Annotated in this window: 9 protein-coding genes; 5 read left to right on the forward strand and 4 right to left on the reverse strand. The window is 72.0% G+C overall.

Features of this window, described 5'->3' with window-relative positions; genetic code table 11:
- Positions 1-65: 65 nt before the first annotated feature.
- A complete protein-coding gene (locus tag ACFV6I_RS13615) occupies positions 66-2,066 on the forward strand; it encodes a GTP-binding protein (RefSeq protein ID WP_380378666.1) in 2,001 nt (666 codons plus the stop codon).
- 92 nt (positions 2,067-2,158) lie between these two features.
- On the opposite strand, the gene ACFV6I_RS13620 is transcribed toward ACFV6I_RS13615, so the two are convergent.
- From ACFV6I_RS13620 to ACFV6I_RS13635, 4 genes are read right to left on the reverse strand one after another with little or no spacing between them, the layout of a single operon-like run.
- Positions 2,159-2,929, reverse strand: coding sequence for a cyclase family protein (locus tag ACFV6I_RS13620; RefSeq protein WP_063346326.1), 771 nt, complete (start codon positions 2,927-2,929; stop codon positions 2,159-2,161).
- Positions 2,916-4,559, reverse strand: a complete 1,644-nt coding sequence (locus tag ACFV6I_RS13625) for an FAD-dependent oxidoreductase (protein ID WP_380425168.1) — start codon at positions 4,557-4,559, stop codon at positions 2,916-2,918. Before ACFV6I_RS13625 ends, ACFV6I_RS13620 begins: the two co-directional genes overlap by 14 nt.
- Entirely contained in the window at positions 4,552-5,490 is a 939-nt protein-coding gene (locus ACFV6I_RS13630; protein ID WP_063346328.1) for an aromatase/cyclase, read from the reverse strand. The genes ACFV6I_RS13625 and ACFV6I_RS13630 overlap by 8 nt, the downstream gene beginning before the upstream one ends.
- 27 nt (positions 5,491-5,517) lie before the next feature.
- Complete coding sequence (locus tag ACFV6I_RS13635) at positions 5,518-6,306, reverse strand: SDR family NAD(P)-dependent oxidoreductase (RefSeq protein WP_063346329.1); 789 nt, start codon at positions 6,304-6,306, stop codon at positions 5,518-5,520.
- A gap of 179 nt (positions 6,307-6,485) precedes the next feature.
- Between ACFV6I_RS13635 and ACFV6I_RS13640 the strand changes: the two genes are divergently transcribed.
- From ACFV6I_RS13640 to ACFV6I_RS13655, 4 genes are read left to right on the forward strand one after another with little or no spacing between them, the layout of a single operon-like run.
- A complete protein-coding gene (locus ACFV6I_RS13640) occupies positions 6,486-6,905 on the forward strand; it encodes a nuclear transport factor 2 family protein (RefSeq protein ID WP_063346330.1) in 420 nt (139 codons plus the stop codon).
- Between the two features lie 14 nt (positions 6,906-6,919).
- Positions 6,920-8,473 carry a class I adenylate-forming enzyme family protein gene (locus ACFV6I_RS13645; protein WP_380425170.1) on the forward strand — a complete coding sequence of 518 codons (1,554 nt, stop codon included), beginning with the start codon at positions 6,920-6,922 and terminating at the stop codon, positions 8,471-8,473.
- 26 nt (positions 8,474-8,499) lie between these two features.
- Positions 8,500-8,790 carry an antibiotic biosynthesis monooxygenase gene (locus tag ACFV6I_RS13650; RefSeq protein WP_063346332.1) on the forward strand — a complete coding sequence of 97 codons (291 nt, stop codon included), beginning with the start codon at positions 8,500-8,502 and terminating at the stop codon, positions 8,788-8,790.
- A 12-nt stretch (positions 8,791-8,802) separates the two neighbouring features.
- Positions 8,803-9,840 (forward strand): methyltransferase, encoded by a 1,038-nt coding sequence (locus tag ACFV6I_RS13655; protein WP_380425172.1) that lies wholly within the window; start codon positions 8,803-8,805, stop codon positions 9,838-9,840.
- Positions 9,841-9,881 lie beyond the last annotated feature (41 nt).

Genomic DNA, 9,881 nt, shown 5'->3' on the forward strand with positions numbered 1-9,881 from the left:
GCCCCGAAAGATCCGTGTTGCTCCGGTTGTGCAAGCGAAGACCGAAGAACTAGGGGAAGCACGTCATGTCAAGCGTGAACATCGGAATCCTGGCCCATGTCGACGCCGGTAAGACCAGCCTGACCGAGCGGCTGCTCTACACCGCCGGCGTCATCGACCGGATCGGCAGCGTCGATCGCGGCGACACTCAGACCGACTCCCACGACATGGAGCGGCAGCGCGGCATCACCATCCGGTCGGCGGTGGTGTCCTTCACCGTCGGCGATGTGAAGGTCAACCTCATCGACACCCCCGGCCACCCGGACTTCATCTCCGAGGTGGAGCGGGCCCTCGGCGTGCTCGACGGCGTGGTGCTCGTCATCTCCGCGGTGGAGGGCGTCCAGGCCCAGACCCGCCTGCTGATGCGCACGCTGGTCAAGATGCGCATGCCGGTGATCCTCTTCGTCAACAAGATCGACCGCATGGGCGCCCGCCACGACGACCTGCTGGAGTCGATCCGCTCCGAACTCACGCCCGCCATCGTCCCGATGAGCAGGGTGGAGAGGATCGGTACGCCGCAGGCGAGCGCCGCGGCCCGCCGGATCGCGGCGGGGGGCACGGAGGAGGAGGCGGGGGACGACTTCGCCACCGAACTGGCCGACGTCCTGGCCGAGCACGGCGACGCGTTCCTGGCGCGCTACCTCGACGACGAGGCGGCGCTGACCGAGCAGGATTACACGACCGAGCTGGCCCGGCAGACCGGCTCGGCGCAGTTGTACCCGGTGTTCTTCGGCTCGGCCGTGGCCGGCGTCGGCATCACCGACCTGATGGACGGGATCACCAGCCTGTTTCCGGTCAATCACGGTGGCTCCGGCGATGCGCTGCGCGGAACGGTGTTCAAGATCGAACGCGGCTGGGCCGGCGAGAAGGTCGCCTATGTCCGGCTGCACACGGGAGCGCTCAAGGGCCGCACCAAGGTCTCCATCCACCGGCAGGACCAGCACGGCGCCGTCGTCGAGCTGCCCGGCCGGACGACCGTGGTCGAGGTGTTCGACCGGGGCTCCGCGGTGGTCGAGGCGCCGGCGTCGGCCGGTGACATCGCCAAGGTCTGGGGGCTCAAGGGCATCCGGATCGGGGACCAGCTCGGCACCGCCGAGGGGCTGCGCGGGCAGCACCTGTTCGCGCCGCCGAGCCTGGAGACCGTGGTCAGGGCGACGAGGTCCGGCGCGATGCCCGAACTCTACGAGGCCCTGCTGCAGTTGGCCGACCAGGACCCGTTCATCAACGTCCGCAAGAACGACGAGGAGCAGGAGGTCTCGGTCTCCCTCTACGGGGAGGTGCAGAAGGAGGTCATCAAGGCGACGCTCGCCGAGGACTACAAGCTGGACGTGGTGTTCGAGGGCACCCGGATCATCTGCGTCGAGCGGCCGATCGGGGTCGGTGAGTCGGCGGAGGAGATCGACTACCGGAGCAAGACCTACTTCTGGGCCACGGTCGGGCTGCGGGTGGAGCCCGGAGAGCCCGGCTCGGGGGTCGTCTTCCGGCGGTCGGTCGAGTTGGGTTCGCTGCCGTACGCCTTCCACAAGGCGGTGGAGGAGGCGGCGCGTTCGACGCTCCAGCAGGGACTGTGCGGGTGGGAGGTGCTCGACATCCTGGTGACGCTGACCCACACCGGGTTCGCCAGCCCGGTCAGCGCGGCGGGCGACTTCCGCAAGCTCACCCCGCTGGTGCTGATGAACGCGCTCAAGCAGGCCGGGACGCAGGTGTTCGAGCCGGTGAACAGGTTCGAACTGGAGGTGCCGGCCGAGAACGTCAGCACCGTCCTGTTGAACCTGGTGGAGTGCGGTGGCACGCCGGAGACGACGAAGGCGCAGGGCAGCACCTGCCTGGTGGAGGGCACCATCCCGGCCCGCACGGCGCAGGAGTTCGAGCAGCGGCTGCCGGGGCTGAGCCAGGGTGAGGGAGTGTTGGTCACCCGGTTCGACAGCTTCCAGCCGGCCGTCGGCGCGGCCCCGAGCCGCCGTCGGACCGACACCAACCCGCTGGACCGCAAGGAGTACATGCTGCGGATGTTCGGCCGGATCTGACCACAGGGCCGCACGCCCGACAGGTCCCGATCACCCCACGGTGGTCGGGACCTGTCGCATACCGGCCGCGCTGAATTCGGCGGCCGCGGCCGTCAATCGAGCAGTGCCACCGCCCGAGTCCAACCCGCGCCCGCGCCGACGATTTTGACCGGAAGCGCGTGTACGGTGAATCCGGTCGGCGCGGGCAGCGCACCCAGATTGCACAGCCGCTCGATCTGACAGTATTCCCGCTGCCGCCCCGCGAAATGCGCGGGCCAGAGCACGGAATGGTCGCCGGAACGCCGGAACTCCGAGAGCATATGCGTGAAAGGGGCGTCCAGGCCGAAGGCGTCCGTCCCGATGAGCCGCACCCCGAGGTCGAGCAGTAAGTTGGTCGCCTCACCGTCCAGGCCGGCGAACTCGGTGAAGTACTCCGGTGTTCCGGCGAGCTGGTCGGCGCCGGTGTGCAGGAGCACGATGTCCCCGGCGCGCGGGCAATGGCCGATGTCGTCGAATGCCCGCCGCAGTCGGTCCGCGCCGATCGTACCGACCCCGGTGTCGGTCAGGTCGAGGACGACTCCCGGGCCGATGAACCAGTCCAACGGCAACTGGTCGATGTCGCGCGGAATTCCGTACGCCGTCTTGGTGCCGTAGTGCGACGGCGCGTCGACGTGGGTGCCGGTGTGGGTGGTCAGGGTCAGGGTGTCGAGGGAGAGCAGTTCTCCGTCGGGCAGGTCGGCGATGTCGAACTCGATGCCGTGGTTGCGGAGCATCCCCTCGGCCATGTGCCGCGCGCCGTCGGCCGGCGTCAGCACCTCGTGACGGATCCCGTCCACCTCCCAGGCGCCGCCGTCGATCGCCGAGGACAGGTCAATGATGCGCACTGGTGGTCCCTTCCGGTAGCAGGGCGCAGGCCTGGAGGACCTGGCGGAACCGGCCCGGGCCGCGGTCCCGGGCGGCGACGTAGCCGTCCGGCCTGATCAGCAGGAACTCCCCGGGCGCCAGACCCAGGGCACGACGCAGCGCGCCGTCGGTGTCCGCGTCGGAGTGACCGTCGGCGTCGGAGCTACCGTCGGCGTTCGCGTCGGACAGCACCCGTACCGAGACGGCCGCGCCGAACAGCCGGTCCACCTGCTCCACCGCCTCCCGGTGGGCGGCGCGCCCGGTTGCCGGCTCGGCGGCCAGCAACGTCCATCGGGGATCGGCGAGTTCGGCACGGAGAGCGGCCCCGCCCGGGTGCCCGCCTGCCGTGCCGGCGGCGCAGCCCACCCGGTCGCCGGGCCTGATCCCACCGGTGGCGTCGGTCGCCAGGGTGAGCGGGCTGTCCGGGTAGGCCAGGCCCAGCCCGCAGAAGCCGCGGATCATCTTGCCCTCGACCCGGCGCTTCAGCGGCGGCACCGCGCGCAGCACGGCGGTGCCGACGGTGAGCAGGGCCGGCCCCAGCACGGTGCGCAGCGAGACCAGCGCGGTGGCCGTCCTGGTGGAGCGCAACAGGACGGCCCCGGTCGGCACCCGCTCGGCGTCGTAGCTGTCGAGCAGGTGGGGCCCGGCGTGACCGCGCGTCACGTCCGCCAGCTTCCAGGCGAGGTTGTAGGCGTCCTGGATGCCGCTGTTCATGCCCTGCCCGGAGGCGGGGCTGTGCACGTGCGCGGCGTCGCCGGCGAGGAAGCAGCGTCCCGAGCGCATCCGGGTGATCTGGCGCTGCTGCACGGTGAACACCGAGAGCCAGCTGGGCGCGCCGACCGTGACCGGCCGGCCCAGCGCCCGGCCGATTTTGGCGGTCAGCCTGCGCCGGACGACCTCGGGGTCGTCGGCTCCGCCGGTGTCCCTGGTGTCCACCACGCGCCACTTGCCCGGTTCGGGGAAGGGCACCAGCAGCAGCGTTCCCGGGTCGGTGTGCAGCAGGTGGTTGCTGTCCGGCGGCAGGTCGGCGTCGATCGTGACGTCGGCGTTGAGCCACTCCTGGGTGGTGTCCCCGATCAGCCGCATGCCGAGCTGGCGCCGGACGGTGCTGCGCCCGCCGTCGGCACCGATCAGCCAGGGCACCGGCGTCTCCTCGACCCGCCCGTCGGGGTGGCGCAGGGTGACCAGCGCGGCCTCCGTCTCGGAGCGGACGCCGACCAGTTCGACGCCCCATTCGACGGTGACGCCGTACCGCGCGGCGCACTCGCGCAGCACGCGTTCCGTCACCACCTGGTCCACCATCAGGCTGAATGGGTAACCGGTGGGCATCGTCTCGTAGTTGGTGTCGAATCGAACCAGGGTGCGGCCCCGGCGGTGCATGGTGAAGTGGGTGACACGTCGGCCCAGCGGGAGCAGCCGGTCGAGCGCTCCCATCTGGTCGAGCACCTCCATGGTCCGGGCGTGCACCGCGAGCGCCCGGCTGCTGGTGGCCGGGCCGTCGGCGGCGTCGATCAGCCGTACCCGTACGCCGCGTCGGGCGAGCTCGTGGGCCGCGGTGAGCCCGACCGGGCCGGCGCCGGCGATCAGGACGGACGGTGCGGGGTCAGCCATGGCGTTCCTCGGCGAACCGCTTGGCCAGCGCCAGGGTGGCGCGGCTGTTGCCGCCCGCGGCGGAGCGGATGAACGTCCGGGCGGAAGCAGTGGTCGCCTCGGGGCCCAGGACGGCGGGAATCGCCTCGGGGTTGAGCACGACGGCGTGCCAGGACGTCACCCGGACGCCGTGCCCGGTCTGCTCGAAGGTCCACCGGCCGGTGTGGGCGGACATCATCGACGGTGTGCGCAGCTGCTTGTAGGCGATGGCGGTGCCGGGGAAGCAGATCCGGATCGACTCGGTGGTGTGCTCGGAGCCGTCCGCGGTGCGGGTGTCCATCGCCATGTGCTGGATGCCGGGGACGTCCTCGCGCAGGTCGAGGCGGGCCACGTGGGGCAGCCGGTCCGGCCACTCGGCGGCTTCGTGGAGGAAGCCGTAGACGGTCTCCAGCGGCGCGTCGACCAGCACCGAGTCCTCGAACTCGAATTCCAGGTCGGCGAGCGCCGACCAGCTCTCGGCGAGGGCCTTGATGTTGCCGAGTTCGGTTCGACTGTTGCGGTCGGTGGCCCGGGTGATCCACTCGACGCCCTGTGGGTCGTCGTCGACCGCGGTGAACTCGTGGGTGAGCGTCAGGGTGGCGCCGCCGGGCCGCTCGTGGACCTGCCACTCCCCCGCCATCGAGGCGACCGGCGGCGAGGAGACCTCCTGCCGGAACCGGATCCGCCGGCGGCCGCCGTCCAGCTCGCGGCGTGAAGTCCAGTGCTTCACCTCGCCGTTGGCGCCGGCCCAGATCCGCAGCCGCTCGGTGTCGGCCGTCAGGGCCTCGTGCTCCACGTGCAGGGTGGGTCCGAACCGCCGTGGCCACGCCAGGGCGTCGGCGATGACGGCGTAGACGACGTCGGCGGGGGCGGCCACGTCGATGTCGTGGGTGGTGTGCTGTGTGCGGGTCATCCGTCGACCAGCCTTCCGTCGGTGGGTTCAGTAGATGCCGAGGCCGCCGCAGACGTTGATCGCCTGCGCGGTGATGGAGGCGGCGGCGGGGGTGGTCAGGTAGTCGACCATGCCCGCCACCTCCTCCGCGGAGGAGTAGCGGCCGAGCGGGATCTTCTGCTCGAACCGGGCGAGCACGTCCTCCTCGCTGGTCTCCCAGGTGGCGGCGTACGCCTGGCGGACCCGCACCGCCATCGGGGTCTCGACATAACCGGGGCAGACCGCGTTCACGGTGGTGCCGGTGGCGGCGAGCTCCTTGGCGAGCGCCTTGGTGAAGCCGATGACGCCGGCCTTGGACGCCGAGTACGGAGCGCCGAGCGGGACGCCCTGCTTGCCTCCGGTGGAGGCGACGGTGATGATCCGCCCGTGGCCGGCCCGCTCCATGCCGCCGGTGGTCAGCACCTCCCGGGTGACCCGGAAGACGCTGGTGAGGTTGGTCTCGATCACGTCGTTCCACAGCTCGTCGCTGATGGCCGAGGTGACGCCACCGCCGTTGCGCCCGGCGTTGTTGATCAGCACGCCGATCGGGCCGAACCGGTCCACCGCGGTCCGGACCGCCGTGGCGACGTCCTCCTGGGAGCGGACGTCGGCGGGTACGCCGTCGACCTCGTACCCCTCGCCGCGCAGCCGCGCGACCGTCTCCGAGACGTCCTTCGCGGTGCGGGCGCAGATGAAGACGCGCAGGCCTCGCTGGGCCAGGCGGACGGTGCTGGCCAGTCCGATCCCGCTGGTCGCCCCGGTCACCAGGGCGACCCCGGTGGTTGTCTCGGTGCTCATCGCATCAGTCTCCGATTCAGAGTTCCCGGGCTCGTTCAGGCCCCTCGGCCCGACCCTGCACCGCCGGCTTCGACTCCCGTTGGAGCGCGCCCGCGCGGCCCGCGCTCGAACCGGATTCGAAACGGGGGTGCGAACGTCGTCGCCGTACCGATCCCCAACCGCCCGAGGAGGGCCCGAGCATGACCGAATCGCTCTACGAGGAGGTCCAGCACTTCTACGGGCGGCAGATGCGCCACCTGGACGAGGGCGAGGTCACCCAGTGGGCCGCGACCTTCACCGAGGACGGCGTGTTCGCCGCCAACGCCCGCCCGCACCCGCAGGAGGGCCGGGGGAGCATCGAGCGCGGCGCCCACGAGGCGGCGGCGCGCCTGGCCGCCGCCGGGGTCCAGCACCGGCACTGGCTCGGCATGCTGGAGGTCGCCGAGCAGCCGGACGGCACCGTGCTCGCCAGGACCTACGCGCTCATCATCGCCACGCCCAAGGGCGGTGCGGCCGCCGTGCACCTGAGCACCAGCTGCGAGGACCGGCTGGTGCGGGTGGCCGGGGAGCTGAAGGTCCGCCACCGCCAGGTGTGCCGGGACGACCTGCCGGCCGCCTGAGAGGAGACCCCGACATGGCTACCTCTGCGGACAGTACGACCTTCGGCGCGCCGCTGGACACCGTGTCGGAGCTGATCGGCGGCCCCCGGATCGACGACCTGCTCCGACGCTCGGCCCGGCGCTCGCCCCGGCACCCGGCGCTGGTCGCCGACGGCGAGGTCCTCGACCACGCCGGGCTCGACGGACGGGTGACCCGCTGCGCCGAGGCGCTGCGCGGCGCGTTCGGCGGCCCGGAGACGGTGATCGCGATCGCCGCCGAGCTCACCGTGGACTTCGCCGTCACCTTCCTGGCGATCTCCCGCTCCGGCAACACCAGCGCCATGTTCAACCCGTTGATCTCGGACGACGCCCTGGTGCACGTCCTGAACGCGTGCGGTGCGCGGGCGGCGGTGCTGTCGCCCCGGATGCACCGCCGGATCGAGGCGGTGCGGCACCGGGTCCCGGCGCTGCGGCAGATCGTGGTGACCTCGGACGCGGGCGACGGCACACCGGTGCTGGACGAACTGCCCCGGGCGGCCGTCCCGGACGGCGAGGCCGCGCGGACCGCCTGCCTCCAGTTCACCAGCGGTACCACCGGCGCTCCCAAGACGGTGCGGCTGAGCCACGACAACCTCCTGGTGAACGCCGCGCAGTCGGCGCACGCCCACCAGCTGGGCGCGGACTCGGTCTCGCTCGACAACCTGCCCTCGTTCCACCTCATGCACCTGAACACCGCGCTGGCGGTCGGCGCGACCCTTCTGCTCTGCCCGGCGGAGGACCAGGAGGCGATGGTGGAGCTGGCCCGCGCCTGGCGGGCCAGCCACCTGTACAGCCTCCCGGTGCGGCTGTCCCGGCTGGCCGGGGACCTGCGCCTGCCGGCCTTCCGGATCCCCTCGCTGCGGGCGGTGCTGTCCGGCGGCTCCACGCTGCCGCCGCGCACGACGACGGCCCTGTCGGAGCACTTCGCCGTCCCGGTGGTCCAGGGCTACGGTCTCGCCGAGACCTCGCCCTCCACCCACTTCGACCTGCTGGACCGGCCGACCACCGGATCCTGCGGCCCGCCGGTGGCGGGAACGGGCTGCCGGATCGTCGACGTGCGGACCGGCGCGGTACTGCCGACGGGCGAGAAGGGCGAGATCCAGGTCAAGGGGCCCCAGCTGATGCTGGGCTACCTCGGCGCCGGGCACGGCGAGGCCGTGCGCCCGGACGGCTGGTTCAGCACCGGTGACGTCGGACGGGTCGACGAGGAAGGCCGGCTGACCGTCGTCGACCGGATCAAGGACGTCTTCAAGTGCGACAACTGGCTCGTGTCGCCGACCGAGATCGAGCGGGTGCTGATGCGGCATCCGTCGGTCGCCGACTGCGTGGTCTTCGACTACCCCGACGAGCTGAGCGGCGCCGTCGCCGTCGGACTCGTCGTCCCGATGGGCGATGACGTCGACCCGGCCGCCCTGGCCGGCTTCGTCAACGCCCGACTGCCCTACTACGAGCACCTGCGGCACCTGTGGCTGGCGGAGAGCATCCCGCGCTCCGCCACCGGCAAGGTGCAGCGGCGCGATCTGCGCGACCGGCTGCTCGGCAAGCCCTGACCCACGACCGACCCAGGAGGACCAGCATGTTCACCTTCATCAACCGCTTCACCGTCACCGGTGACAAGACCGAGTTCGAGGCCGTCGTCGGGGAGATCACCGCGTACATGAGCGCCCAACCCGGCTTCCGCTCCCACCGGCTGTACCGCTCGGCCGCCGACGCGCAGGTCTACGTGGAGACCGCCGAGTGGGACGACGCCGTCTCGCACAAGCAGGCGACCGGCTCCCCGGAGTTCCGCTCGCGGGTCGGCCGGGTGATGGCGCTCGCCCAGGCCGAACCGGCCCCGTTCGACCTGATCACGCAGCACGGCGCCTGAGGAGGACGGCAGATGACGACGACCGGCGAAACCATTCCGCAGGCGGTGATCCGGCTGCGCGAGCTCGCGCTCAGCGCGGCCTGCGCCGCCTCCGTCCGCGCGGCGGCCCGGCTGGGCCTGGCCGACGCGCTCGGCGAGGAGCCCGCCACCGTGGCCGAGCTGGCCCGGGCCGTGGGCGCCCAACCGGACGCGCTGCAACGGCTGCTGCGCTCGCTGACGACCTACGACGTGTTCAGCGAGCGACCCGACGGCCGGTACGCGCACACCGACGCCTCGCGGCTGCTACGGGAGGACACCCCGCGCACCCTCAAGCACATGGTGCTCTGGGGCACCGAGCCGTGGACCTGGGAGCTGTGGGGGCACCTCGACGAGGCGGTCCGCACCGGCAAAGCCGTCTTCCCCGAGCTGCACGGCATGGACTTCTTCGACCACCTGCACGCCCACGCGCCCGAGTCGGCCGCGGTCTTCGACCAGGCGATGACCCAGTCGAGCCGGCTCTCCGCGCTCGCGCTGGCCGACCGGCTGGACCTGAGCGGGGTCGGCACGGTGGTGGACATCGCCGGCGGCCAGGGGCACGTCCTCGCCACGCTGCTGGAGCGCAATCCGGGGCTGCGCGGGACCCTGCTGGACCTGCCCGACGTGGTGGCGGGGGCCGACCCGCGGCTGCGGCCGGGCGGCGCGCTCGCCGACCGGGCGACGCTGCTGGCCGGCGACTGCCGCCGGGAGGTCCCGGTCAAGGCCGACGTGTACCTGCTGAAGAACATCCTGGAGTGGGACGACGAGAGCACCGTCCTGACCCTGCGCAACGTGGCGGCGGCGGCGGAGCCGGGCAGCCGCGTCATCGTGGTCGAGAACCTGGTGGACGGAAGTCCCGAGATCAGGTTCACCACCGCGATGGACCTGCTGCTGCTGCTCAACGTCGGCGGCCGCAAGCACACCCAGGCCGGGCTGGTCGCCCTCGTCCGGGAGGCGGGTCTGGAGCCGACCGGGGTCCGCCCGGTCAACTCCTACCTGCACCTGGTCGAGAGCACGGTCCCGGACCGGGCCTGACGGACCGGGGTACGCGCGGCGTCGGTCCCCGAGACCCCACC

The sequence above is a fragment of the Kitasatospora sp. NPDC059803 genome (genome assembly GCF_042732255.1).
Taxonomy (GTDB): domain Bacteria; phylum Actinomycetota; class Actinomycetes; order Streptomycetales; family Streptomycetaceae; genus Kitasatospora.

Coding starts and splice junctions, on each gene's coding strand:
- ACFV6I_RS13630 (WP_063346328.1), bottom strand. CDS start 5,490: ATGACCCGCACACAGCACACCACCCACGACATCGACGTGGCCGCCCCC.
- ACFV6I_RS13640 (WP_063346330.1), top strand. CDS start 6,486: ATGACCGAATCGCTCTACGAGGAGGTCCAGCACTTCTACGGGCGGCAG.
- ACFV6I_RS13625 (WP_380425168.1), bottom strand. CDS start 4,559: ATGGCTGACCCCGCACCGTCCGTCCTGATCGCCGGCGCCGGCCCGGTC.
- ACFV6I_RS13645 (WP_380425170.1), top strand. CDS start 6,920: ATGGCTACCTCTGCGGACAGTACGACCTTCGGCGCGCCGCTGGACACC.
- ACFV6I_RS13635 (WP_063346329.1), bottom strand. CDS start 6,306: ATGAGCACCGAGACAACCACCGGGGTCGCCCTGGTGACCGGGGCGACC.
- ACFV6I_RS13650 (WP_063346332.1), top strand. CDS start 8,500: ATGTTCACCTTCATCAACCGCTTCACCGTCACCGGTGACAAGACCGAG.
- ACFV6I_RS13655 (WP_380425172.1), top strand. CDS start 8,803: ATGACGACGACCGGCGAAACCATTCCGCAGGCGGTGATCCGGCTGCGC.
- ACFV6I_RS13615 (WP_380378666.1), top strand. CDS start 66: ATGTCAAGCGTGAACATCGGAATCCTGGCCCATGTCGACGCCGGTAAG.